Annotated in this window: 26 protein-coding genes; 11 read left to right on the plus strand and 15 right to left on the minus strand. The window is 71.6% G+C overall.

What is annotated here, in order from left to right; all coding sequences use genetic code 11:
* Positions 1-2 precede the first annotated feature (2 nt).
* Entirely contained in the window at positions 3-851 is an 849-nt protein-coding gene (locus tag NKG98_RS14860) for a universal stress protein (RefSeq protein WP_254766739.1), read from the minus strand.
* A gap of 268 nt (positions 852-1,119) precedes the next feature.
* Between NKG98_RS14860 and NKG98_RS14865 the strand changes: the two genes are divergently transcribed.
* From NKG98_RS14865 to NKG98_RS14880, 4 genes are read left to right on the plus strand one after another with little or no spacing between them, the layout of a single operon-like run.
* Positions 1,120-2,391, plus strand: coding sequence for a cation:proton antiporter domain-containing protein (locus NKG98_RS14865; protein ID WP_254766741.1), 1,272 nt, complete (start codon positions 1,120-1,122; stop codon positions 2,389-2,391).
* 50 nt (positions 2,392-2,441) lie between these two features.
* On the plus strand, positions 2,442-3,131 hold the full coding sequence (locus NKG98_RS14870; protein WP_254766743.1) for a haloacid dehalogenase type II: 690 nt from the start codon (positions 2,442-2,444) through the stop codon (positions 3,129-3,131).
* A complete protein-coding gene (locus NKG98_RS14875; protein ID WP_254766745.1) occupies positions 3,128-3,862 on the plus strand; it encodes a hypothetical protein in 735 nt (244 codons plus the stop codon). Before NKG98_RS14870 ends, NKG98_RS14875 begins: the two co-directional genes overlap by 4 nt.
* A gap of 41 nt (positions 3,863-3,903) precedes the next feature.
* A complete protein-coding gene (locus NKG98_RS14880; RefSeq protein ID WP_254766747.1) occupies positions 3,904-6,351 on the plus strand; it encodes a heavy metal translocating P-type ATPase in 2,448 nt (815 codons plus the stop codon).
* Between the two features lie 3 nt (positions 6,352-6,354).
* Here the strand turns inward: NKG98_RS14880 and NKG98_RS14885 are convergent, their stop codons facing one another.
* The 5 genes from NKG98_RS14885 to NKG98_RS14905 form a co-directional block, all read right to left on the minus strand.
* Positions 6,355-7,044 (minus strand): hypothetical protein, encoded by a 690-nt coding sequence (locus tag NKG98_RS14885; protein WP_254766749.1) that lies wholly within the window; start codon positions 7,042-7,044, stop codon positions 6,355-6,357.
* A gap of 137 nt (positions 7,045-7,181) precedes the next feature.
* Positions 7,182-8,228 (minus strand): DUF7345 domain-containing protein, encoded by a 1,047-nt coding sequence (locus tag NKG98_RS14890; protein ID WP_254766751.1) that lies wholly within the window; start codon positions 8,226-8,228, stop codon positions 7,182-7,184.
* A gap of 58 nt (positions 8,229-8,286) precedes the next feature.
* Positions 8,287-8,637 carry a hypothetical protein gene (locus NKG98_RS14895; RefSeq protein WP_254766753.1) on the minus strand — a complete coding sequence of 117 codons (351 nt, stop codon included), beginning with the start codon at positions 8,635-8,637 and terminating at the stop codon, positions 8,287-8,289.
* A 77-nt stretch (positions 8,638-8,714) separates the two neighbouring features.
* Complete coding sequence (locus tag NKG98_RS14900; protein ID WP_254766755.1) at positions 8,715-9,083, minus strand: hypothetical protein; 369 nt, start codon at positions 9,081-9,083, stop codon at positions 8,715-8,717.
* 23 nt (positions 9,084-9,106) lie between these two features.
* Positions 9,107-9,463, minus strand: coding sequence for a hypothetical protein (locus tag NKG98_RS14905; protein WP_254766757.1), 357 nt, complete (start codon positions 9,461-9,463; stop codon positions 9,107-9,109).
* Between the two features lie 282 nt (positions 9,464-9,745).
* Here NKG98_RS14905 and NKG98_RS14910 point away from each other — a divergent pair, with 282 nt between their 5' ends.
* Positions 9,746-10,333 carry a GNAT family N-acetyltransferase gene (locus NKG98_RS14910; protein ID WP_254766759.1) on the plus strand — a complete coding sequence of 196 codons (588 nt, stop codon included), beginning with the start codon at positions 9,746-9,748 and terminating at the stop codon, positions 10,331-10,333.
* Here NKG98_RS14910 and NKG98_RS14915 read toward each other — a convergent pair.
* Entirely contained in the window at positions 10,330-10,617 is a 288-nt protein-coding gene (locus NKG98_RS14915) for a PadR family transcriptional regulator (protein WP_254766761.1), read from the minus strand. The genes NKG98_RS14910 and NKG98_RS14915 overlap by 4 nt on opposite strands.
* 178 nt (positions 10,618-10,795) lie before the next feature.
* Positions 10,796-11,761, minus strand: a complete 966-nt coding sequence (locus tag NKG98_RS14920) for a ring-cleaving dioxygenase (protein ID WP_254766763.1) — start codon at positions 11,759-11,761, stop codon at positions 10,796-10,798.
* Between the two features lie 322 nt (positions 11,762-12,083).
* Here NKG98_RS14920 and NKG98_RS14925 point away from each other — a divergent pair, with 322 nt between their 5' ends.
* The gene (locus NKG98_RS14925; RefSeq protein WP_254766765.1) at positions 12,084-12,776 is read left to right on the plus strand and encodes a hypothetical protein; all 693 of its coding nucleotides are present in this window, start codon (positions 12,084-12,086) and stop codon (positions 12,774-12,776) included.
* Between the two features lie 86 nt (positions 12,777-12,862).
* A complete protein-coding gene (locus tag NKG98_RS14930; protein WP_254766766.1) occupies positions 12,863-13,948 on the plus strand; it encodes a geranylgeranyl reductase family protein in 1,086 nt (361 codons plus the stop codon).
* A gap of 12 nt (positions 13,949-13,960) precedes the next feature.
* Here the strand turns inward: NKG98_RS14930 and NKG98_RS14935 are convergent, their stop codons facing one another.
* The 4 genes from NKG98_RS14935 to NKG98_RS14950 all read right to left on the minus strand — a co-directional run bounded on the left by NKG98_RS14935 (position 13,961) and on the right by NKG98_RS14950 (position 16,449).
* Positions 13,961-14,395 carry a TM2 domain-containing protein gene (locus NKG98_RS14935; RefSeq protein WP_254769482.1) on the minus strand — a complete coding sequence of 145 codons (435 nt, stop codon included), beginning with the start codon at positions 14,393-14,395 and terminating at the stop codon, positions 13,961-13,963.
* A 50-nt stretch (positions 14,396-14,445) separates the two neighbouring features.
* Entirely contained in the window at positions 14,446-14,889 is a 444-nt protein-coding gene (locus tag NKG98_RS14940) for a DUF2085 domain-containing protein (RefSeq protein ID WP_254766767.1), read from the minus strand.
* A gap of 99 nt (positions 14,890-14,988) precedes the next feature.
* Entirely contained in the window at positions 14,989-16,086 is a 1,098-nt protein-coding gene (gene ygfZ / locus NKG98_RS14945; protein WP_254766768.1) for a CAF17-like 4Fe-4S cluster assembly/insertion protein YgfZ, read from the minus strand.
* Between the two features lie 66 nt (positions 16,087-16,152).
* Positions 16,153-16,449, minus strand: a complete 297-nt coding sequence (locus NKG98_RS14950; protein ID WP_254766769.1) for a DUF6432 family protein — start codon at positions 16,447-16,449, stop codon at positions 16,153-16,155.
* A 112-nt stretch (positions 16,450-16,561) separates the two neighbouring features.
* Here NKG98_RS14950 and NKG98_RS14955 point away from each other — a divergent pair, with 112 nt between their 5' ends.
* Entirely contained in the window at positions 16,562-17,290 is a 729-nt protein-coding gene (locus NKG98_RS14955) for a DUF7093 family protein (RefSeq protein ID WP_254766770.1), read from the plus strand.
* A 103-nt stretch (positions 17,291-17,393) separates the two neighbouring features.
* On the plus strand, positions 17,394-17,777 hold the full coding sequence (locus tag NKG98_RS14960; protein WP_254766771.1) for a DUF5611 family protein: 384 nt from the start codon (positions 17,394-17,396) through the stop codon (positions 17,775-17,777).
* Between the two features lie 126 nt (positions 17,778-17,903).
* Here the strand turns inward: NKG98_RS14960 and NKG98_RS14965 are convergent, their stop codons facing one another.
* Positions 17,904-18,371 carry a hypothetical protein gene (locus tag NKG98_RS14965; RefSeq protein WP_254766772.1) on the minus strand — a complete coding sequence of 156 codons (468 nt, stop codon included), beginning with the start codon at positions 18,369-18,371 and terminating at the stop codon, positions 17,904-17,906.
* Between the two features lie 89 nt (positions 18,372-18,460).
* Between NKG98_RS14965 and NKG98_RS14970 the strand changes: the two genes are divergently transcribed.
* Entirely contained in the window at positions 18,461-18,649 is a 189-nt protein-coding gene (locus NKG98_RS14970; protein ID WP_254766773.1) for a hypothetical protein, read from the plus strand.
* Between the two features lie 191 nt (positions 18,650-18,840).
* Here NKG98_RS14970 and NKG98_RS14975 read toward each other — a convergent pair whose 3' ends face one another.
* A complete protein-coding gene (locus tag NKG98_RS14975) occupies positions 18,841-20,310 on the minus strand; it encodes a heme-binding protein (protein WP_254766774.1) in 1,470 nt (489 codons plus the stop codon).
* A gap of 171 nt (positions 20,311-20,481) precedes the next feature.
* Between NKG98_RS14975 and NKG98_RS14980 the strand changes: the two genes are divergently transcribed.
* Positions 20,482-21,003, plus strand: a complete 522-nt coding sequence (locus tag NKG98_RS14980; RefSeq protein WP_254766775.1) for a PadR family transcriptional regulator — start codon at positions 20,482-20,484, stop codon at positions 21,001-21,003.
* Between the two features lie 11 nt (positions 21,004-21,014).
* Here NKG98_RS14980 and NKG98_RS14985 read toward each other — a convergent pair whose 3' ends face one another.
* Entirely contained in the window at positions 21,015-22,847 is a 1,833-nt protein-coding gene (locus NKG98_RS14985; protein ID WP_254766777.1) for a site-2 protease family protein, read from the minus strand.
* Positions 22,848-22,871 lie beyond the last annotated feature (24 nt).

A 22,871-nucleotide genomic window follows, 5' to 3' on the forward strand; every position in this document is an offset into this window, starting at 1 on the left:
GATCAGCTCATCCGGGACGGCGGCACGATCAGCACGTTGCCGTTCGCCCGGGCGACGACCTGCTCGGAGACGCTGCCGATCAGCAGGCGGCGCAGTCGGCTGTGACCGCGCGAGCCGAGCAGGATCACCGTCGGATCGACCGCCGCCTCGGTCGCGAGGATCTCCTCGGCGGGCTTGCCCTCGCGCACCTGCGTCGTCGTCTCGATCCCCCACTCTTCGAGGTCGGCCGCGAGGTCGTCGAGGCGCGTCTCGGGGTCCTCGACGGCCGCGTCCGTCCGCCGCTGCTCGGGGCCGGCGACGTGGAGCAGCGTCGCCTCCTGGGTCGCATCCTTGAGGTGGCGGAACTGCTCGAACGCCCGTTCGGCGTTCTCCGAGAAGTCCGTCGCGTACAGCACGCGCTGGAAGAGGTGCTCGCGGACGACCTCGTGGTCGCCGTCGTCCTCGGCGATGCGCTCGATCAGCAACGGCGCGACGGTCGTCCGCGCGATGTTGCGCGCGGTGCTGCCGATCAGCCGCCGTTCGAGCGGGCTCTGCCCGCGCGAGCCGACGATCACGAGGTCGGCGCGGATTCGCTCGGCGAGGCCGTTGATCCGCCGGTGGGGCGTGCCGCGGACGACGTGCGTCTCGACGTCGAAGCCCGCCTCCTCGAAGAGTCGGCGCTGGGCCGCGAGCGCGCGCTCGCGTTGCTCGTCGAAGTTGATGCCCGGCATCCCGTAGTGGACGTTCGCGCTCAGGACGGTGATCAGGTGTACCTCGTCGATCCCGATGCGTTCGAGGCACTCGAGGCAGGTCCGCGAGGAAATCGCCGTCTCGCTCGCCTCGGAGAGGTCGGTCGCGAATATGGCCCTCATAGTCGGAGGAAGGGGCCGACGACACATGAATATTGCGCGTAATTCCCACTATCGCACACATCGTGTCGCCGGCCCGCAGTTCCTTTCCGCGCGATTCGGTTCCGACGGGACGGAACTCGCTGGCGTCCCCGCCGCTCGAAGGTCGGGGTAGGGCTCCCCGTCGGCGTCGACGGCCGGCGTACGACCGCCCAACGGCTATCTCGCCTGCCGTGTAACCCCCTCCGACGCGGCGCCGTCCGCGGATCCGCGTGCGGCCCGGTGAACGCCCATGCAAGACCTGAACGTCGCGCTGGTGACGATCGGCGGCCTGACGCTGGTGTTGAGCCTGATCGCCGGCCTGCTGCACGACAAGTCTTACCTCCTGTCGGAGCCGCTGGCGGCGCTGCTGCTCGGCGTGGTCGTCGGCCCGGCCGGGCTGGACCGCCTCGGGGTCGCCGGTCTCGGGGACCCGCACGTCGTCGCCGAGCAGTTCGCGCGCCTCACCGTCGGCGTCGCCGTCGTCGGCCTCGCGCTGCGGCTGCCGCGGGGGTACTTCCGCGAGCACGCGACGGGGATGGCGGTCGTCCTCGGCCCGGGGATGGCGGGGATGTGGCTCGTCAGCGGCCTGCTGGCGTACGCGCTGCTCGACCTGTCGTTCTGGGTCGCGATGCTGCTCGGGGCGGTGGTGACGCCCACCGACCCGGTACTCGCGGGAACCATCGTCACGGGGGCGACGGCCGAACGGAACATCGCCGCGGAGACCCGCCACGTGCTCTCCGCGGAGGCGGGCGCGAACGACGGCCTCGCGTACCCGTTCGTCTTCCTCTCGATACTGGCCCTCGAACACCCGCCGGCGACGGCACTTCGCGACTGGCTGACCGAGACGCTGCTCTGGGAGGTCGGCGCGGCGGTGGTCCTCGGGCTGGCGGTCGGCGCCGCGGCCGGCCGGCTCGAACGCTGGTCCCGCGAGCACGAGTACCTCGAGGAGACGTCGATGCTGACGGTCACGGTGGCGCTGACGTTCGCCGTCCTCGGCGGCGTCAAACTCCTCGGCAGCGACGGCATCCTCGCGGCGTTCGTCGCTGGGCTCGCGTTCAACCGGCTCGCCGACGCGCGTGACGAGGCCGACGAGCAGCGGGTCCAGGAGACGCTCACGCGGCTGTTCACCTTCCCCGTCCTCGTCGTCTTCGGCGTCGTCCTCCCGTGGGACGGGTGGGCGTCGCTGGGGTGGACCGGCGTCGCGCTCGCCGTCGGCGTCCTGCTGTTGCGCCGGGTCCCGATGGTGATCGCGTTCCGCTGGTTCGTCGAGCCACTCGAGAACGCGCTCGACGCGCTCTTCGCGGGCTGGTTCGGCCCGATCGGCATCGCGGCGCTGTTCTACGCGATGGTCGCGCTCCGCGAGGTCGGCCACGAGGTGGTCTGGACGGCCGCCAGCCTCGTCATCGCTGGCTCGATCGTCGTCCACGGCCTCACGTCGACGCCGTTCACGAAGCTCTACGGGCGGGTGGCCGAGCGCGCGGGGCCGCGTCAGGGCGCGGCCGCGGCACCGACCGAGAAGTGAGGCGACGGCCGGGCCAAGCTATTTCGACGCGCGTCGGGTAGACGGCCACCATGACCACGACGTTCGACCCCGACGCGGTCGAGGCGGTCGCGTTCGACTCCTACGGCACGCTCGTCGACGTCGACGCGGTCGTCGACTCCCTCGCCGAACACGTCGCCGAACCGGAACTGGTGGCGACGATCTGGCGGGAGCGGTCGCTCGCGTACGCGATCGTCGGCGACGCGGTCGGCGAGTACGACGCCTTCTACGAGTTGAACCGCCACGCGCTGCGGTACGCGCTCGAAACCGCCGGCGCCGACGTCGACGAGGCCGACCGCGAGGCGATCCTCTCGACGTACCGCGACCTGCCCGCCTTCGACGACGTCCGCGGCGGGATCGAGCGGCTTCGCGAGGCCGGCTACGAGTGCTACGTCGTCTCGAACGGGGACGCGGCGATGCTGGAGTCGACGATCGAGGGGGCGGGTCTCGGTGACCTCCTCGCCGGGACCGTCAGCGCCGACGAGGTCGAGCGGTTCAAACCCCGCCCGCGGCTGTACCGCCACGCCGCCGACCGGATCGGCGCGCCGCCGGCGTCGCTCGCGTACGTCGCCGCGGGCTGGTGGGACGTCCCCGGCGCGATCACCGCCGGGATGCAGGGGGTGTGGCTCGACCGGGCGGACGGCCGCTGGGGGCCGTACGAGGTCGACCCGGACCTGCGGATCGAGAGCGTCCACGACCTCGCCGACGAACTCGGCGCGTGATCGGTGCCGATCCCGTCGCGGTCCTCACGCCGACGTTCGCGGTCGGCCTCGCGGTCGTCCACCTGTTCGGCGCGCGACTCCTCTCGCTGGACGTGATCCCGCGCAGTCCGTGGCTGTCGCTGGCCGGCGGCGTCTCGGTCGCGTACGTCTTCGTCCACGTGTTGCCCGAACTCGCGGCGGCCGCCGAGACGATCGAGCGCAGCGAGAGCGCGCTCGCGGCGATCGAGTACCACGTCTACCTCGTCGTCCTGACGGGGTTCGTCGCCTTCTTCGGCCTCGAACGGTACGTCCGCGAGGCGAGCGGCGAGGGCGACGGCGAGCGGGAACCGGACGGCGTCTTCTGGCTCCACACAGCCTCCTTCGGGGCGTACAACGCGCTCGTCGGCTACCTGCTCGTCCACCGCGACGAGCGCGGCGTCACGGCGCTCGCGCTCTTTTTCGTCGCGATGGCGCTGCACTTCGTCGTCAACGACTACGGCCTCCGCTCGCACCACGGGCGGACCTACCACCGGTACGGCCGGTGGGTGCTCGCCGGGGCGGTGCTCGTCGGCTTCGCGGTCGGGTACACCGGCCCCGTGAGCGAGGTCCTCGTGGCGGTCCTGTTCGCGTTCCTCGCCGGCGGCGTCATCCTGAACGTGATGAAAGAGGAACTGCCCTCGGAGCGCCGGAGCCGCTTCTGGGCGTTCGCCGGCGGCGTCGCGGGCTACGCGCTCGTCCTGCTGGCGATCTGAGCCGACCGTTTATCCCGTTCGAACGCGCAGGGTACGGCAACGTGACCGATCGACGGAGCCGTGACGACCGCTGTACGCTGTGTGGGACGGCCCTCGCCGGGTCGGCCGTCGAGGCGGACGCCGGCGAGCGGTTCTGCTCGTCCGGCTGTCGCGACGTCGCCGCCCTGTACGGGAGCGACGCGGACGAGGCGGACGCCGACAGCGAGCGCCCGCGCTCGGACGGCACCGTCCGCACGTTCCTGCGCGTCGACGGGATGCACTCGGCGACCTGCGAGGCGTACCTCGAATCGGTCGCCGAGGCCGAGGACGGCGTCGTCGACGCGGCGGCCAGTTACGTCACCGAGACGGTCCGGGTCGACCACGACCCCGACCGCGTCTCGCCGGCCGCCCTCGAAGCGACGCTGACCACGACCGGCTACACGGCCTACCGCCGCGACGAGGCGGCCGCCGCCGACGGCGAGACGGGCGGCACCCGCCGGTCCCGGGAGGTGACGGGGATGCGAAAACGCCGGGCCGACGACGTCTTCGAGATGCGGTACGTCGTCGGCGTCGTCTTCGGCTCGTTCCTGCTGTTGCCCTACGTGGCGGTGCTCTACCCGGTCTACCTCTCGTCGTTCGCCGACTGGGGGATGCTGGCGCTGTTCGGCGAGGCGTTTACCGGCCTCGACGAACCGCTGTTCCTCTCGGCGTTTTTCGTCCTGACGGGCATCGTCCTCTATCTGACCGGGATGCCGCTGCTGCGGGGGGCGTACGTCGGCCTGAAGATGCGCCGGCCGAACGCGGCGCTGCTCGCGGCGCTCACCATCGTCGGCGCCTACGCCTACGGCACCCTCGCGGGCGTGACCGGCGGGCTCGACGTCTACTACGATCTGACGGTCGCCGTCGCGGCGGTCGTGATGGCCGCCTCGTTCTACGAGGCGACGGCCAAGCGCCGGGCGACGGACCGCCTCACCGACCTCACGGTCTCGCAGGTCGACGAGGCCCGCCTGTACGACGCCGACGGGACGACGGCGACGGTCCCCGTCGAGGAGGTGGCCGCCGGCGACCGCGTGCTCGTCCGCCGGGGCGAGCGCGTCCCGGTCGACGGCACCCTCGCGGAGGGGTCGTGTACGGTCGACGAGGCCGTCGTCACGGGCGAGTCGCTCCCGGTCGCGAAGGAGGCCGGCGACGCGGTCGTCGGCGGGTCGGTCGTCACCGACGGCGCCGCGGTCGTCGACGCGGGCGAACGGACGACGAGCAGCATCGACCGGCTCACGCGGGCCGTCTGGGACGTCCAGAGCGCCGACCACGGCGTCCAGCGCCGCGCCGACGACCTCGCCTCGCGGCTCGCCCCGCTCGTCGTCGGCGCCGCCGTCGTCGTCGGCGCGGGGACGCTCGCGCTCGGCGCCGACCCGACGGCCGCCGCGATGGCGTCGCTGCTGACGCTCGTCGTCGCGAGCCCGTGGGGGCTCGGCTTCGCGGCGTCGCTCTCGGTCGCCGCCAGCATCGAGGAGGCCGTAGAGCGGGGGCTCGTCGTCTTCGACGAGACGGTCTTCGAGCGCCTCCGCGCGGTCGACGTCGTCGTCTTCGACAAGACGGGGACGCTCACCGCCGGCCGCACGGAGGTACTCGAAGCGGACGCCCCCGCGGACCTCCTGCGGGCCGCCGCCGCGCTGGAGGAGCGGGCGTCCCACCCCGCCGCCGAGGCCATCGCGAGCGCGTTCGCGGGAGAGGGGACCCGGGCGGACGGCGGTTCGCTGGCGGACGACGTTCGCGTGTGCGACTTCCGGAGCCACGCGACGGGCGTCGAGGGGGTCGTCGACGGGCGGCGTACCCTCGTCGGCCACCCCGACCTCTTCGCCGAGCGCGGGTGGACGGTCGACGAGGCGCTCGAACGCCGCGTCGCGGACGCCCGCGGGGTCGGCCGCCTGCCGGTCGTCGTCGGCCGCGACGGCGCCGCGGAGGGCGTCGTCGTCGTCGGCGACGAACCCCGTGCGGGCTGGGAGGAGACGGTGACGAGCCTGCACGAGAGCGGCCGCGAGGTCGTCGTGCTCACCGGCGACGACGAGGCCGCCGCCGACGCCTTCGCGCGCCACCCGGCCGTCGACCGCGTCTTCGCGGGCGTCCCGCCCGACGGGAAGACCGCCGCCGTCCGCCGCCTGCGCGCCGGGAACCGCGTCGCGATGGTCGGCGACGGGACGAACGACGCGCCCGCGCTCGCGGCGGCGGACCTCGGGATCTCGCTGGGCGGCGGCACCGCGCTGGCGGCCGACGCGGCGGATCTGGCGATCGTCGACGACGACCTCGCGGCCGTCGAGCGGGCGTTCGCGCTCTCGGCCGCGGCGGGCGAGCGCCTCGACCGGAATCTCCGGCTGGCGGGCGCGTACAACGCGGTCGCGATCCCCGCGGCGCTGCTGGGCGTTCTCAACCCGCTGGTCGCGATGGTCGGCGTCGTCGCGACCGGCGCGCTCGTCGCCGCGAGCGCCTGGCGGCCGCTCCTCGAGGAGTAGCGATCAGTCCGCGGTCCGGTTCTCGGCCCGGTCGGGGCCGGCCCCGTTCCCGGGCGCGTCGATCGGCGCGCCGGGGTCGCGGTCGCCGGTGACCGGTTCGCCGACCGAGTCCCCGGCGATCGAGCGCGCGATTTCGGCCGTCTCGGGGCCGCCGAGGCTGCTCGCGCGCTCGCGCACCTCGCGGATCGACGCGGCGTCGACGCCGCGCTCGCGCAGGACGTCCGCGGGGAGGCCGTCGGCGGTGGCCGCCGCCGCCGCGACCTGTCGCTCCACGGCCCGCGTCTCCGCTTCTATCGTCGCGACCTCCGCGCGGTACCGGCCCTCGCCGATCTCGCCCGCCTCGCGGGCGGCCTCCAGTTCGTCGAGTCGCGTCTCCAGTTCGTCGAGTCGCGCGTCGGCCGCCGCGACGCGCTCGGCGACGACGTCGGCCCGCTCCTGGTCGGTTTCGGCGTTCGCGACCGCGACGCCGTGTGACCGCTCGGCCACCTCGCCGTGCAGTTCCGCCCCCTGAACGCCGACGACGCCCGCGAGGCGTTCGCCGGGCCGGACGCCGTCGTCGCTCGCGTTCACATCTCCTGTGGTCCCGTCGCCCTGGACGCCACCGGCCGCGAACCCGCCCGCCGCGGCGAAGGGGACCGCCGCCAGCGCGACGGCGGCCGCGAGCGCCAGCGCGATCGACGTGCTCCGTCTCATTGCGCGGTCGTACGGACTCGCCCGCCATATACGTCCGCGATCGTGATCCCGGTTCGACGACCGTCAACGCCGTTCAACGCCGTTTTCGACGCGACGCGGGCGGGCGATTTCGCGGCGTTTCGTTCGCGCATCGTTTGTCACTCGTCGGACTCGTCCTCGTCGGGCAACGAGAGCACGTTCTCCCGGCCGAGGCGGAACGACTCCAGTTTCCCCGCCTCGCGCAGGCCGGTCACGACCTTGCTCGTCTTCGCGTCGGTCCAGCCGAGTTCGGAGACGACCTCCTGTTGTTTCATCCGGCCGCCACGCTCCTCGACGAGGCGGAGCACCTGCTCCTCGTTGCTCAGGAGGTCGGTCGCGGGCTCCTCGCCCGCCGGGGGCTCGGCTCGCCCGCCGCGGTCGTCGCCGCGGTCGTCGTCGTCCGTCCGCGTGGCGAGCGGGGCCCTGCGCTCGTGGGTACGGTACCAGTAGACCGCCGCGACGCCGACCGCGCCGACGAGCGTCGCGGCCGCGACGAGCGCGAGTCCCGGCCCCGCCGGTGAGACGACGACCCGCGGCTCCCCGGCGACGAAGTCCGTCCGTCCGCCCCGCCAGATGACCGCCCGCTCGCGCCGGTCGTCCGGGTCCGGGGCGACCGCGTCGAGTTCGTACCCCTCGGGCCACGCGATCAGCAGCCGCGTCCCGTCGTCGAGGTAGATCCCCTCGACGGCGTCGCCGACGCGCAGTTCGTCGCCCTCGACGGCGGCGAACCCGCGCCAGACGAACGTGTACCTGACGACGCCGTACTCCCGCGGGACCGACTGTCGCTCGGTTTCGACGGCGAACTCGTCGGCCGACATCTCCCGGCCGGTCGCCTCGCTCGCCGCCGCGACGGTCTCCTCCATGCGGCCGGCGAACTCCCCGACGTGTCCCTCGGAGTCGTTCTCGACGTCGCTCCTGAGCGACTCGAACGCCGCCTCGCTCTCCTCGTCGTCCAGACGAATCCAGAACTCGAGGGTCCACTCCGCGTCGCCGTTCTCTCGGACGGCGACGTCCATTCGCACCTCGTCCGCGTCGACCTCGTCGAACTGCGGGGCGAGGGCGTCCTGTGACCCCGCCGGATCGGCGGCCGCGGCGGGGGCCGGAACCGCCCCCGCGAGGACGGTCGCGATCACCAGCACCGCCGCGAGACCGACGCGAACGCGCATACGGGTCGGTGTTCGTATCATCGCTTAAATCGTCCGAAAGTCGTTCGTTCGCTCGGTTCTACACGCCGGGGACGCCGAACGCGCCGACGCCGACGCCGAAGAGACCGTCGAGGACGGACAGGATGACGGCCGCCGCGAGCCAGGCGACGACGCCGATCAGCGCGGCCGTCGCCCACCCGCCGGGGTACCGCCGCTCGATCACCCAGACCCAGGCGACCAGCGCGAGCAGCGGTCCGACGAGCGGGACCCAGGCGGTTAGCGCCCACGCGAGCGCCCCGACGAGGGCCGTCACGACCGCGTGGCCGTAGTCCTCGACGCCGACGATGATCGTCGCGCCGACGAAGATAGCCAGTCCGCCGACGAGCAGCGCGACGACGAACGCGACGATCGATCCGACGAAGGGAACCATTTCGTGACTCCCTTTCGAACTGGAAGGTAAAGTTGTGGTGGTCTCGGGAGCGGAGCATCGGCGAGAACCGGCGGCCGTCAGGCCCCCGGCACGCCGAGCGCGCCCGCCGCGCCGAGGCCGAGCAGGTCGAGCGCCGCGAGGGCGACGACCGCGGCGGCCCAGGCGGCGACGCCGATCGCGGCCGAGCGGAGCCAGCCGCTCCGGTAGCGCCACCGGACGACGCCGACCCAGGCGACGAGCGCCAGGAGGCCGCCCAGCAGCGGTACCGGCTCGAACAGCGCCCAGACGAGCGCGCCGAGCAGCGCGGTGACCACCGCGTCCGCGTAGCTCCGCGCCTCCGCCACCGCGTAGGCGCCGGCGTGGATCGCGGCGCCGCCGAGCAACAGGCTCGCCGCGAACGTCACCAGACGATCATCGAGGCCGACGGCGGCCGGAGTAGCCGGCATAGGTTGGGGGATGGCGTGTCGGACTACGCGTCCTCGTCGTCACCGTCGTCGGCGTCACTCGGCGTCACGTCGCTGATGGCGTCGCCGAGCGGGCCGCCGAGGTCGCCGCTCAGGAACGCCGTGATCCGGTCGTGGATCTGGCTGACGTGATCGGGCACCTGGTCGGGGAGGTCGACCGGGGGCCCGCGAACGCCGTCGGCGTTACCGTTGGCGTTCTCTGCGGGTGCGTTCTCTGCGGGTGCGTTCCCGGGGTGTTCGTCCGCGTGCTGTTCGCTGTCGTTGGCGGCGTCCGCGGGCGCGTTCCCGGGGGCCGCGGCGGCCACGCCGGCGGTCACCACGAGCACCGCGAACGCGATCGCGAGCAGTTTCGTTCGGATCATGCTGCACTCGATCGTCGGGGGTCGGACCGACTTCAACCCGGTCGGAAGTGGACGCCGTTTTCCGACGTTTGACGGACGTTTGCGCCCGTTTGTCGCGCTTTTCGGTACGATTCGAACGGCGTTGAATCGGCGAAAACGTGTCGTTCGGGCGGCGACCGAACCGCCTGCCGTCCGGGGTCCACCTCGATCCCTCGCTCGCCGGCCGGCCGAGTGCCGATCGTTCTCGATTTCTGGAAATCGGTGTCGCGTCTTATCCGCAGTTAGTTCGAACGTCTAGGCGTGATGACCCCCCGGAGTCCCCCCGCGGCGACGCCCGACCGCCCGCTGCCGCCCGTTCGCCTCGTCGACGACGAGGGGGTCACCGTGCGCGTCAGGCCGTACCGGCCGTCGGATCGCGATCGGCTGTTCGAGATGTACGAGGACTTCGACCCGAACCACCGCGCGCAGGGCATCCCGCCGCTGACCGCTACCCGACGGGAGAACTGGCTCGACCGCCTGCTCGAGGAGGGGACGAACTTCGTCGCCGAGCGCGAGGGACGGATCGTCGGCCACAGCCTCTACGTCCCGAGTTCGCGCCCGGAGCCCGAACTCGCGGTGTTCGTCCACCAGGCGTTCCACGGCCGCGGCATCGGGACGGCGCTGTGTGAGTGCGTCGTCGCCTCCGCGGCCGCTCGCGGGCGCGACGCGCTCGTGCTCGAAGTCGAACAGTGCAACCGCGTCGCCGTCCGCCTCTACCGCTCGCTCGGGTTCGAGACGGTCGAGACCCGGCGGGGCGAGATGCAGATGCGTCTGCCGCTGTCCCCCGCCGACGCGATCCGCGTCCGGATTCCGGCCGCCGCGGCGACCCGTGACTGGCGGCCGGCGGACTAGTCCCCCGCGAGGTCGTCGAGATAGCCGTCCTCCCACTCGCGCCGATCCTCGATCTCTCGCCGGCCCCGGTCGGTGAGCGAGTAGACGTTCGTCCGCCGGTCGAGTGCCCCCTTCTCGATCAACCCCTTCTCGACGAGTTCGTCGAGGTTCGGGTAGAGCCGGCCGTGGTGGACCTCCGAGGAGTAGTAGCTCTCGAGTTCGTCCCTGATCGCGAGCCCGTGGGGGTCGTCGAGCCCCGCGGTCACGTACAGGAGGTCGCGCTGGAAGGCGGTGAGATCGTACATCGTCCGTCACGTTGTTCCTCTGACAGTCACCACTGTAAGTCTCTCCCGCGATTCGGTCGACAGTCACGCTCGCCGACCCGTTCGCCCGCGGCGAGGGGGTTCCTCGCTCGTCGTCGGACCGCGCCGTATGCGCGTCACCGTTCTGGCGACGGGCGAGACCATCGAAGGCCGGGCCGACTCACTCCCCGCGAGACGCGACGCTCGGCGCCTCGAACTCCGGGAGTCGGGCTTCGATCCCTTCGCGGTCGTCTTCGAGCCACTCCGGGAGGGTCAGGCGCGAGCCGAGGTTCTCCACGTCCTCGTCGACCGCGAAGCCGGGGCCCGTGGTCGCCACCTCGAAGAGGACGCCGCCGGGTTCGCGCGAGTAGATCGATCGGAAGTACTTCCGGTCGACGACCCCGGTGACGGTCAGCCCGCGGTCGGCGAACGCCTCGCGCCAGCGCTCCTGTTCCTCGACGTCGCTCGCCTCGAACGCGACGTGGTGGACCGTCCCGACGCCCGTCTGCCCGCGGTCGGCGTCGGTCTCGACGAGGTCGACGACCGATCCCGGCCCGCCCCCTGCCGCGCGGTACCGTCGGCGGCCGTCCGCCTCGGCCTCGAACTCGTAGCCGAGGACCGCCGCGAGCACGGACGCGGTCGGCTCGAACGACGCGACCGCGAGCGTGACGGAGTGGAAGCCGCGAAGCTGACGCTCCTCGGGGACGGGCCCGTCGGTCCACGGCGTCGCGTCCGACTCGCGGGCCGCGTCGCTCGCGACGAGTTCGAGGCCGACGCCGTCGGGGTCGGCGAACCGGAGGACGGGGTCGCCGAACCGTTCGGCTCGGTCGACGTCGACCCCCGCCGATTCGAGCCGATCGACCCAGTAGTCGAGCGCGTCCGGGGGGATCAGGTACGCGGCGTCGCGGGTCTGTCCGGCGCCGAACCGACCCCGCGGACCGCCGTCGGTCCACGGGAAGAAGGTGACGTTGGTTCCGGGCGTCCCCTCGCGGTCGCCGAAGTAGAAGTGGTACGTCCCCGGGTCGTCGTGGTTGACCGTCCGCTTGACGAACCGCAGGCCGAGCGTCCCGACGTAGAAGTCGGCGTTCTCCCGTGGGTCGCCCGCGATGGCGGTCACGTGGTGCAGGCCGGGCGTCGTCGGTGTCATGGGAGGCGGTACGGGCCCGAGGCAGGTAGGGGTTGCTCGGACGCCGGCGTCACCCGGTTGCGTCGGGGATACCGTCGCCCGGTTCGGCGAACGGTTCACGCTCGCTGAACCGTAAGCCGGCCGGCACGTCCCGTGCGAGCCGCGGCGTTCACGGCGCGAAAACGGCGCCGAACGGTTCGTAAACCGTCTTGCCGCCAGTAAAGAGTTTCAACGGAGGCGGACGTTCATGGGGCCCTGACGCCGAGCGCGGGACACGATGCGACCGAAACCGACTCACGTCGCGATACGCGAATCGTTCGGCGGTCGAGAACGCGTCCGCGCGATGAGCAAACTGGTGCTCGCGGCGTTCTCGACCGTCTTCGTGCTGTATCTGCTCGCGCTCCTCCCGGGGATCGACCGGCTGCTCCCCGAGACGCGCGTCTCCGTCGCCGCGCTCGCGAGCGCCGTGGCGACGTTCGCCGTCGTCGCGCTGCTGTGGTACCTCGCGTCGGGGCTCGCGGCGCTCGTCCGGACCCTGCTCGCGCCGCGGGACCTCGCGGCCAACGTCGCCTCGATCGTCCACTGGGTCGTCGTGCTCGTCGCGGTGCTGGTCGCCCACCGGGGCCTCGCGCCCGCGGTCGTCCCGCTGCTCGGGGAGGCGGCCTGGGCGTACGACGTCGCGTTCCTGCTGGTCGCGCTGGCGCCGCTCTCGTTCGTCGCGGCCGTGCTGTACGTCACCCTCGACCCGGCCGCGGACCTGATCGCCGGCCGGGTCGCCGGCGAGCAGTCGGCGGAAGCCAACGGCGGGAGTGCGAGTACGGACGGACGCGACGACGACTCGCGCCGCCGGATCGACGTCGGCCCCGAGCGGCCGGCGTCGAACACGCAGTCGAACTCGGACGACGAAACGGCGGACGGCGGTGACGACGCCGACGATGCGGTCGGGGACGGTGTCGCCGGGACCGGCGACAAAGCCGGCGGCGACGAGTCGGCCGAACCGAGCGACGACCCGGCTGACGAAACCGACGAGCGATAGCACGGTCCGTCGCGGGTACTCCCCGTCCCGGCGCGGATGGTGTCGATTCGAGAAACTATTTACTGCCGCCGACACACTCGACGGATATGTACGACTTCGTCGTGGTCGGCGTCGGCCCGCCGGGCGCGCGCTTCGCCCGGCGCGCGGCCGCGGAGGGGTACGACGTACTCGCCCTCGAAAAGGGGCGGATCGGCGAGCCGCTGGCGTGTTCGGGCCACGTCAGCACCGACGTCTGGTCGTTCGCCGGCGCGGACGCCCGCGCGGCCCTCCTCCAGAACGAGGTCCGCGGCGCCCGGTTCCACGTCGGCGGCCCGGGCAGCGACTCGTACCCGTTCTACAAGCGCGAGGTCGTCTCGAACGTCATCGACCGCGTCGGCCTCGACCGCCACCTCGCGGACCGCGCCCGGGAGGCGGGCGCGGACGTCCGCGAGGGCCACACCGTCACCGAAGTCGACGAGCGCCGCGACCGCGTCCGCGTGACCGCGACGGGCCCGGACGGCGTCGAGACCTACGAGGCGAAGATGGTCGCCGGCTGCGACGGCCCGCGCTCGCGGGTGCGCGACGCCCTCTCGCTGCCCGAACCCGGCGAACTCCTCCACGGCGTGCTCGCGTTCGACGAGGACCCCGACGACGAGGAGTTCGTCGACGTCCACCTCACCGCGCCGCGCTTCTTCGCGTGGCGCATCCCCCGCGGCGAGGCCGGCGTCGAGTACGGGCTGGCCGCGCCGCCGGGCGCCCACGTCGGCAAGCACTTCGAGGACCTGATCGACGGCTACGAGGTCGACGTCTCGGGTCGCTGCTCGGGCGCGATCCCGATCGGCCCGCCCGAGCGGGTCACCTCCCGGCGAGGCTTCCTGATCGGCGACGCGGCCGCCCAGACCAAGCCGTTCACCGGCGGCGGCATCCTCTACGGGATGACCTGTGCCGACCACGCCGTCCGCGAGATCGACCCCGACCGGCCGACGACGCTCGCCGCCTACGAACACGCGTGGCGGGCCGACCTCGAACGCGACATCCGGCTCGGCCACCTGCTTCGCCGGGCCTACTCGCTGCCCGAACCCGTCCAGCGGCTCGGCCTCGGGGCGCTCTCCGGCGAGATCGGGGTCCACATGGACCGGCCGACGTCGGTCCTCTCGGTCGAGCACCTGAAGGCGACGCTCACGAGGTCGTAACCGCTCGACCCGTTACCGCCCGAGGAGGCTGCCGTCGGCGTACTTCTCCTCGTACTCGCGTTCGTCGGCGACGAGCATGAGGATTCCCTCGACGATGCCGAGCAGCGCCGGAATGCCGGTCCAGAAGAAACACAGGTAGATCAACCCGAGCTTCACGTTGCCCTGATAGAACTTGTGCGCGCCGAGTCCACCGAGCAACAGGGCGAGGACGCCGGCGGCGATCTGGTCCGAACTCGAACCGCCGGTCAGGTCGGGTTGTCGTACCCCACACTCGGGACAGACCTCCGCCTGTTTGGCGATCAACTCGCCGCAGTCGACGCAGTACTTCTGGTTCTCGCCGCGCTCCTCGTACGCGCCTTCGAGCGGCTTCGTCTGGTTGACACCGCAGTTCGAACAGAGTTCGGCCTGATCGTCGATTTCGGCGCCGCAGTTCACACAGTGTTTCATCACTGTGTTTCACGTCTCAGCCGGATTGTAAATACCTGTCCTCCGGGCCGTCAGTACTCGTCGTTTACGTACAGTAACGTTCCGGCAGCGACCGCGTAGACGGCACCGACCGCCACCACCGGGAGCGCCGCCTCGAAGAGCAGGCGCGCGACGCCGAGGCCGTAGCCGTAGCCAAGCGCCGCGCCGGTCGCCGTTCGAACGGGGTTGGTGCCGCGGCGGTCGGTGAACGTCGTGACCGTCCAGTCGACGAGTGCCGGTGCGGGAACCGCGGCGACGACGGCAAGGCCCGTGACCGCGCCGGGAGCGAGGAAGTAAGCGAGCACCCCCAGCGCGATTCCGGGATAGACGCCCGTACAGCGGGCACAGAGTCTGATCCGCCGGCCGAAGACCACCGGCGCGTAGCACCGGTACCACTCCTCGGGTTCGTGGTGCGAGAGGACGTACCGTCGGGTCTCGGCGAGGCCCTCCCCGAGTTCCGCCGGATCGAGTCCCACACGCGAGGGTCGCGCCGATGTCAGTTGAACGTGTGGGTTCGCGCCGCGCGACCCTCGCCTGCGGTGCTCGGCGTTCCGATCGAACGTCGCCTTCGCCGCTCAGGCGTCCGGGTACTCGGGGAGCCGTGCGGACGGCTCCGACCCCTCGACGAACGGGAGGGCGGTCCGGCGGGCGGGGACCGCCGCGCCGTCGACGCGCACCGCGAGGGCCTCGTCTGCGAGGTCGAACTCGACCAGCGCGAGCGCGACCGGCGCCTCGCGGATCGGGCTGGTCCCCGCGCGGGTCACCTCGCCGACGGTCGCGTCGCCGGCGACGACGGCCGCGCCGTCTTCGGGAACCGCGTCCGCTTCGACCGTCAGCCCGACGAGCCGTCGGCTGGGCTGGCCGCGGTTCTCGACGCGCGAGACGACCTCCTGACCGACGTAACAGCCCTTCTCGAAGTCGAGTGCGACCCGCAGGCCGAGCACGTTCGGGACCGTCCCCGCGAGTTCGGTCGCGAACAGTGGCGTGCCCGCTTCGAGCGTGAGGGTGTCCCAGGTGCGGTAGCCGAACGGGGCGGCGTTCATCCCGCGGGTCAGGAGGTCGTCGAAGACCGTCCCGGCGTCGGCGGCCGCGCAGACGACCTCGTAGCTCTCCTCGCCGGCGGGTGCGTCGGTGCGGATCACGCTCACGCCCGCCTCGCCGATCGAGCCGCGGACGAACGAGAGGCGCCGGTCGGGGGAGGCGGCGCCGCCGAGGACGCTCGCGACCTTCTCGGTCGCCGTCGGGCCGTGGACGCCGAAGACGGCGAACTCGTCGGTCGCCTCGCGGATCTCGACGTCCTGGATGAACACCTTCCCGGACCAGTCGGCCGCCAGCGCCCCGGCGCGGTCGGGCGCGGTGAACAGCAGCAGGCGCTCGCCGGCGTTGTAGACGTACAGTTCGTGCTCGATCCGTCCCTGCGGGTCGAGCACGAGCGCGTAGCAGCCCTCCCCGTCCTCGCTCGGGACGCGGTTGGTGACGACGTTGTCGACGTACTCGACGCGGTCGTCGCCCTCGACGACGACGACCCCGTAGGCGGGTTCGAACAGGCCGACGGCGTTGCGGACGGCGCGGTGGGCGCGCTCGGGCCGCCCGTAGTGGTCGACGACCCGCCGGCCGGCGCGCTCGCCGAACGTCGCGCCGAGGTCCTCGTGTGCCGACTCGATGACGCTCATGGGGAACCGGAGGCGTCGGAGCCTCTCGGGCGTTTCGGTGTCGCGTCACCCGCCGCTCGCCGCCAGTCAGAAGGGCATCCGCCGGCGGAGCCAGTCGGCGATCGACTCCTCGTCCTCGACGGTCGGTTCGTCGGGGATCACCCGGTCGGCGGGCTTGATCACGGTCCGGTCGGTGCTGGCGTCGACGACGATCAGGTCGTCGTCTTTCAGCGTCGCCAGCGCCGCCTCGAGTTCGTCGATGCCGACGGACACCGCCGCCCGGAGTTCGAAGATGGTCATCCCGTCTTCGGCTCGATTGACGAGCACGTCGAGCACCGCAACCTGCGTCGCCTCCCGGTCCCGGTACTCACGCTTCGCTCTCATCCACGTGGATATTCGTCGACCCGGGATTTGACGTTTGCCGTTACCGTCGACCCTGTCAACCGACCTATCGGATTCGGTACGTTTTTCATACTAGGCTTGGTACAGTGGAGCAATGGTCGTGCGATGTTCGCTGCTCGGGCACGACTTCGGCGACCCCGAGGTCGAACGCGAGCGGGAAGAACGGGGCAGCGAGGTCGTCGTGGTCGTCACCGAGTTCGAGGAGTGTGACCGCTGTGGCGAGCGTCACGTCCTCAGCGAGAACACCGAGGTGACGAGCCTCGACGCCGGGGCGGGGGCGGACGACGAGGCCGACGCCGACGCGGCCGAGGGCTTCGACGACGGATCCGGGGTACCGACCGACGAACAGGGCGACCCGATCACCGACGACGCCGAGATACTCGACGACGGGCCGACCGCCTCCGAGCGCGGCCACGGCGAGTGGCCCGACTCCGACGACGTCGGCCCGCCGGTCGGCGCGCGGGACGAACCCGCCGCCTGGCCCGACGCCGACGACGGTGCCAGCGACGTCGACGTCGGCGAGGCGTTCTCCTTCGAGGAGGACGACCCCGTCGACGCGGCCGAGGACGACGCCGTCTTCGTCGACGCCGACCCGGACCCGGCCGAGGTCCAGACCGAGGCCGAGACGGGCGAGGCCGACACCGGCATCGCCAGCCCCGGCGCGGCGCCGGCGCCCGGCGAGAGCGCCCCGCGGGAGAGCGTCCCCACCGAGTTCTTCTGCCCGCGCTGTGAGTTCGTCGCCCCCGGCGACCGGGGGTCCTTGCGCCCCGGCGACATCTGCCCCGAGTGTCGCAAGGGCTACCTCGGCGAGCGCGAGCGCTGACGGCCCCCTCGCAGGGGGCCGACGCGACCGCTCTCGCTCCTGTCGACGGACGAAAACGTTGGCTATGAAAAGAGGTATACACGCCCACGTGTACCATCGAGCCATGAAGGAGTACAAGATGCGTCGCGGCGAACACCTCGAAGACCGTATCCCCGACATGGAAGCCACCGTCGAGGAGTACTTCGGCTCGATCACGAGCACGGAGGAGTACAAGGGCAGCGAGCTGTACGTCGTCGACGAACCCGACAACCCCGTCTTCGAGCGGATCGTCGTCGGGGCCGTCCAGTACTCCGGCAAGAAGGACAAACTCGGCGTCGAGTTCTACGAACGCGACCCCACCGAACTCGGCCCCGACGAACTCGAGGCCGCCGGCGAGGCCGTCTCCGCGAAGAACGAGTTCCTGCTCGAAGCCACGGGCCGGGACGCGAAGGCCCGCCGCGACTCGCTGAAGCGCTCGGTCGAGGACGACCCGGACCACGACTTCTGAGGACTCACCGTTCGTGTTGCGTGCGGCCGCGGAGCGACCGCACTCGGCAAACGCTTGCCAAAAACCTCCGCCTTTCGCTCCACTCGCTTCGCCCGTTCCGGGTCGGTCGTCGGCCCGCTCTCCCGGTCAGTCCCGGTTCTCGCGGCGCCGGTGGACCGAGATGACGCCCGCGCTGGCGTCGCCGTACCGAACGTCGACCACGTCGCCGACCTCGACTTCGTTGAAGTCAGAGCGGACGACCGGGGCGGCCCGACAGCCCTCCGCCTCGCCCGGGCCGGCCAGCGACTCGCCACAGCCCCGGACGGCAAAGCGGACGGTCTCGAACTGTCCGTCGAGTTCGCTCGCGAGGGCCTCCGAGACGACCAGCGGGTCGTCCGTTCCGATCTCCGGGGCCAGCGGCTCGCGGATCTCGCCGTCGTAGTACGGCCCCTCGTCGGGATCGAACCGCCGGACGGCGAGTTCGTCCCGGGCGCTTCCGTCGCTCGCCTGCACGACCTTCTCGACGATCTCGACCCTGTCGGCGAGTCCGAGGCGGGTCGCACAGCCCGCGAACGCGACCGTCGGCGCGGAGACGAGGAACGCTCGTCGGTTCACTACCTCCCCCACTCTGGGGCGTCGCCGAGTACTTTTCCCCTGCGGCCGACTCCGAAACCCCTAAGCGCGCGTCGGCGAACCCTCGGGCGATGAAGCTCCGGACGTTCCTCGTCGCGACGGCTGTCGCCCACGCGGGCCTCGCGGTCGGCGTGACGGTCCACGCGAACGCGACCGACCGCGACCCCGGCAGGTGGCCGCTTCTCACCCTCGTCTTCGGCGTGTTCGGGGCCGCAGGCTACCTCCGCTCGGATGACGCGGCGAAGTCGGGACGACGTTGATCGCTCGGCCGTGTGCCGGAACGCCGGCGTCGTCGGCCGCCGCCACCCCGCCGGCCCGCGCGCCGCCGTCGAATCGATCGTCGGCCTGCATTTCGGGCGGGCGTATCAGGCGGTGTCGCCGTCGATGGGACTCACCGTGACCTGCGACGCGGCGAACCGGACGATAGGCCGTGGAGCGTGCCGGTTGCGGCTCAGGCGAGGAAGACGTGTCGCGGCCGGTCGGCGAGCACGTCCCGACCCCACTCGACGGTCTCCCCGAACTCGTCGCTGCGGAAGAACGCCATCGCGTCCTCGCGGGAGTCCCAGCGGCTGGCGATGAACGTGTCGTTCTCGTCCTCGCGGTTGACGAGCAGGTCGCTCTTCCGGTGGCCCTCCATGTCCGCCAGCACGTCGGCGACCTCCTCGAAGGTCTCGACGAACTCCTCGCGGTAGTCGGGTTTGACCGTGTAGAACATCCCCATCGTCCCCCACGAGTCCTCGTCGTCGCCGGCCTGCCGGACGATTTCGGGGAGGTCGGCGAGAAAGCCCGCCGCGGTGTTCGCCGCCTGTTCGGTCTCCCAGAGGCTGACGACCGCCGTCTCGGAGGCGCCGGTCTCGGACTCGTAGACCGCGGTTTTGACGTGGGTGTCGTAGTGGTCGAAGTTCGACCGCAGGCCCTCGACCTCCTCGAACAGGTCGTCGGGGTCGGCCGCCGAGTAGAGGACGACCGCGTGGACGTCCTCGCCGTGGGGCGTGCCGGCGTAGACGCCCATCTCGTCGAGTTCGTCGCGGACCCCGTCGTCGCCGGTGCCGTGGCCGTGCGGGTGGCCGCCCTCGTCCGCGCCGTGGGACGACCCGTGGCCGCGTGCGGACCCGCCGTGTGGGTCGGTCGCGGCCGCCTCGGGCACCCGCTCGCCGGCGAGGTACGCCCCGAGGTTCTCGGGGGCGAGTCGGCGGCCGAAGCGGAAGCGGCCGAACTCGCCAAAGCGGGAACTCGCGGGGTCGAAGCGCATCTCGTAGAGCAGGTCCTTGACGTCGGTGGGATCGTCGGCGAAGAGCGTGACGCCCCACTCGTGGTCGTCGAAGCCGACGCTGCCGGTGATGATCTGGCTGACGCGGCCGGCGTAGCCCTTACCGATCTCGCCGTGAGAGCCCATGTACTCGGCGCGCTCGTCGAACGGCGTGTCGTACCAGTTCCACTCCGGCCCCCGGCGCTTGTCCATCGGGTAGAAGGTGACGTACTCGGCGTCGGGAATCTCGGGTTTCAGCTTCGACTCGATGTAGCTTTCGAGCCCGGCATCCACGTTCTCGGGGTTCTCGAAGTACTCCTGTGAGACGTAACCCGACACCTCGGTCACCGAGAGGTAGGAGTCGACCCGCTCGGTGAACTCGGCGACGGCGGTCCGCTCGAACTGCCGTTCGAGGGCCTCCAGCTCGGCGATCGACGGCCGCAGGTGTACCAGCATGAGGTCGGCCTCGTGGCCGACGACCGCGTAGGTGGCCGACGCGCCCTCCGCGGCGTCGTCGACGCGCTCGCGGGCCGTGAGGTAGTCGATCCCCTCGTCGATCGCCCGCTCGCGGCGGTGGTCGGGTGCCTCCCGCCAGGCGTCCCAGTCGACCGAGCGGAAGTCGTGGAGGGCGTACCAGCCCTCGGCCGTCCGTGGCGGTCTCCGTCGTTCCATACCCGCGAGTTCGGGCGGAGCACAAAAGAACGAACGGTTTCCGCGCCGCGGCCGGACCCGTCGTTTCGAGGGCCGCGAAACGGCCACATCGGGCCGCTCTCGGCCGCGAATCCGGTACGTCGTCACCCCGACCGAAACCCTTTACCCTCGTCCGTTTAAATCACAGGTCACATGCGGAAAAGTGGGCCGCCGAAAGGACTCATCGCCTATCTCGTGCTCGAACTGCTCGAGGAGAAACCGCGGTACGGGTACGAGATCCTCAAGGAGATCCGCGACATCAGCGGCGGCCACTGGGAGCCCTCGTACGGCTCGGTCTACCCCATCCTCTACAAGTTCGAGGAGAAAGGGTGGGCAGAGCGGATCGACCGCGAGGACGAACCCGACCGGAAGTACTTCGAACTCACGGACGCGGGCCACGAGGAACTCGCCGAGCGCCGCGAGTCCAGCGCGGAGAAGGCCCGCGACTTCGCCGACGTCATCCTCGGGTTCTTCCACGTCTACGCCGCGTTCTCGACCGACGAGCGCTTCGAGATTCCGGAACTGGAAGCCGAGTGGCGCTTCGACGAGACGTTCAGCGCCTGGATCGTCGAACAGGTCGTTCGCCACCACGAACACTACTTCGACACCGAGTTCGAGCGCACCGACGAGACGCCGGAGGAGTTCTACGACCGACAGGGCGTCGACCACGAGTGACTCGCCCCCGATCAGCCGGCGAGTAACTGCGGCCCGAACAGCATCGTCAGGAAGCTGATCAGCATCGTCAGACCGACGGTCGTCGTCACGACCCGGACCATCCCGCGGGTGGCCTCGATCGGGAGCCGCGAGATGACGGCCTCGGTGCTCGTCCGGAGGATGTGCCCGCCGTCGAGCGGGAACGCCGGGACGCAGTTGAAAAAGCCCAGTTGGACGTTGATCCAGCCGGTCCAGAACAGCGCGTTCGCGAGCCCGAAGACCACCCAGTCGCCGAGCAACGCGAGCGGCCCCTGCACCTGATAGAAGTTCTCGATGCCGCCGACGAAGCCGGCGAAGTTGAACGGGAAGACGCCGACGACCGACGCCAGCGGCAGGAACAGCGCGAGACCGATCTTTCCGAGGAAGCTGTCGGCGACCTCGGCGCCGGCGCCGTCGCCGCCGAGCGCGGCGAGGAACTGGTCTGCGGGGTAGGCTTCGACGCCGATCGCCGTCGCCGAGAACCCGGAGACGCCGGGCGTCCCGAGGATGCCGAGGAAGCCGGCGTCGGTCCGGGGGTGCTCGCCGAGGGTGACCTCGTAGGAGACGCGCTCGCCGTCGCGGTAGCCGGCGACGGCGACCGTCTCGCCGGGCTCGCGGTCCGACAGCGCCCCCGCGAGTTCCTCGTACGCGTAGATCCGCTCGCCGTCGAACTCGGTGATCACGAGGTTCGCCCCGCCCGGGGCGCCGCTCGCGGCCAGCGGGCCGTCGGCGTCGACCTCGACCGCGGCGCCGATCGGCACCTCGCGGTCGACGCGGTCGCCGCCGTCGGCGCGCTCGATCGTCAGCGTGACGACCTCCGCGTCGCCGACGGCCGCCAGCAGGCCGTCCTCGGTCGCGATCGACTCACCGTCGACCGCGAGGATCGAGTCGCCGACCGCGAGGTCGGCCGGGTTCGTCGACGCGGCCGCCGTCACGACCAGCGAGCGCTCGATCGTTACCGTCTCCTCGCCGTTGCGCTCGACGGTGATCGTCTCGCCCTCCGCGGCGTCGAGGCGTTCGAGGAGGTGGTCGTTGTCCGCGACGGCGACCCCGTCGATTGCGGTGATCCGGTCGTTCGGCTGGACGCCCGCGTCCGCCGCCGGCGAGCCGGGGGCGACGCCGCCGACCGCGGCGCCCGGGGCGACGGCGATCGAGCCGGCGACCGGGCCGAAAAGCAGCGCGAACGCGACGACCGTGACCGCGAAGTTGAACGTGACGCCGGCGGCGAACATCCGGGTCTGCCCGCCGCGGGAGGCCTGCTTGCTGCTCTCCTGGTTGGGTTCGACGAACGCGCCGATCGGGAGGATCGCGAGGGTCGCGACGCCCATCGACTCGATGTCGATGCCCTCGACGCGACAGAGCAGGCCGTGGCCGCCCTCGTGGACGACGAGGCCGACGAGCAGGCCGATCACGATGCCGGGCGCCGCCGACAGCGGCAGGAAGTCGTTGACGCCGGGGATGACGAGGGCGTTGCGGGGTTGCTGGACCGGCGAGGCGGGCTGTGGGTTGGTGAGCGTGCCGACGGCGACGATCACGAGGAAGACGAACATGCTCACCATCACGACGAGGGCGATGCCGACGCCGAGGTTCGCCCACGCGCGCCAGAACCGCTTCGGCCGGGAGAGCCGGTCGAGTAGCTCCCGGCCCCGTTTCGTGTGAATCGTCAGGATCGGCCCCTGCGTCCCGACGTACGACGGGAGGAGGCCTCGCTGGCGGAGGGCGACGATCGCGAACCAGTAGACGGCGACGCCGGCCAGAACCCACGTGAGCGTGCTCGAACCGGTCACGTCGGGAACGCCGACCGCCGCCGGGGGACCGTACTCCATCGGTGTTACTTCCGGGGGGCGCTT

This window comes from Salinilacihabitans rarus (assembly GCF_024296665.1).
GTDB classification, from domain to species: domain Archaea; phylum Halobacteriota; class Halobacteria; order Halobacteriales; family Natrialbaceae; genus Salinilacihabitans; species Salinilacihabitans rarus.